This window comes from Oceanobacillus sp. MO10714A, from assembly GCF_037072045.1.
GTDB lineage: Bacteria > Bacillota > Bacilli > Bacillales > Amphibacillaceae > Oceanobacillus > Oceanobacillus indicireducens.
The window spans coordinates 1-1,443 of record NZ_JAXHDC010000113.1; the positions used below are offsets into that span (position 1 = coordinate 1).

At 37.2% G+C, this 1,443-nt stretch carries 1 protein-coding gene; it reads left to right on the forward strand.

All coding sequences use genetic code 11. The annotated features are described in order from the left end of the window. Positions 1 to 72 precede the first annotated feature (72 nt). A protein-coding gene (locus tag SPD53_RS19725) for an IS3 family transposase (protein ID WP_442946280.1) occupies positions 73 to 1,229 on the forward strand; the annotation gives its coding sequence in 2 pieces (ribosomal slippage) (positions 73 to 325 and positions 325 to 1,229; 1,158 coding nt in all). The last annotated feature ends 214 nt before the right edge of the window (positions 1,230 to 1,443 follow it).

Sequence of the window (1,443 nt, forward strand, 5' to 3'; positions counted from 1 at the left end):
TGATGCTAGTATAGTTTCATGGACACATCTAAGTTAAATTTTATACAATGAATTTCAAGGAGGATGTGTCCAATGATTACAAAAAATAATGGTAAACGATATAACGATGATTTTAAAAAAATGATTATCGATCTTTATCATTCTGGAAGTTCTGTAAAAGATTTAAGTAGCGAGTATGGCGTATCTGATGTAACCATCTACAAATGGATTAAAGATTTAACACCAATTGAAGGGTCTGATGGCAAAGAGATTACTCCTAAAGAAGTGGATGCCATCCAAAAAGAAAACCTTCGCTTGAAACAGGAGCTTGAAATCTTAAAAAAGGCTATGGCCATATTCGCTCGAAAGTAGATGACACAGAACTAACTGATTTTATTACAGAACATAAAGATGATTACCCGATTCGTACAATGTGCGAAACCCTTGATATACCAAAAAGTACCTACTACCAATCCTTGAATAAAACAGAATCAAATCGTGACCGTGAGAACCGTGAACTCACAGAAAAAATTATAGAGATTCATGAAGCGAGTAAAAAACGATATGGTGCACCTAAGATCTTTAAAATACTTAAAAAACAAGGGCACAAGGTCAGCTTTAACCGAGTTCAACGCTTAATGAAGAAAGCTGGCATCCGGTCCATCACTGTTAAAAAGTTCCGTCCGACACCTAGTAAAGAAAAGGTGGAAGAACGAGAAAATATTCTTAAAAGAGACTTTTCTACGACTACGATTAACCAAAAGTGGGTTGGCGATATCACGTATATTCACACGCTTCGTGATGGTTGGTGTTACCTTGCATCTGTTTTAGACTTGCATTCGAAAAAGGTTATTGGGTATTCATTTGAACGTTCAATGACGACTGATTTAGTAGAAAAAGCTTTAGAGAACGCTTATATCACACAGAAACCTAATGATGGCGTCATCTTCCATTCTGATTTGGGTTCACAATATACAAGTGATTCCTTCGCAGAAAAGATTCAGAGCTATAAGATGACACATTCCTTCAGTCACAAGGGAAGCCCCTATGACAATGCTTGTATTGAGTCTTTTCATGCGATTTTAAAGAAGGAAGAAGTAAATCACGTTCAATACTTAGATTTCAACGCTGCGAGGCTAGAGTTATTTAAATATATTGAGGGCTGGTATAACCGCAAAAGAATACACGGTAGTATCGGTTATCTAACCCCGCAAGAGAAGGAAGAGTTAGCGCATAATCAAGCTGCATAATTGCACAAATTGACATAAGTGCACGGCTTTACTTGGAGAGGTGCGTGTGGTAGGCTTTTGCCTGGCGAAATGTGTTTTACTAACCTTTCGTCTTTCGCAAATCACCACACGCACAGAGGCTCCATGTCAAGCCTTCACATATATATTCAAATAAGCTTCAAAGCACACTAAGAAAAATTAACTTAAATGTGTCCTAAATATTGACGTAGATCCA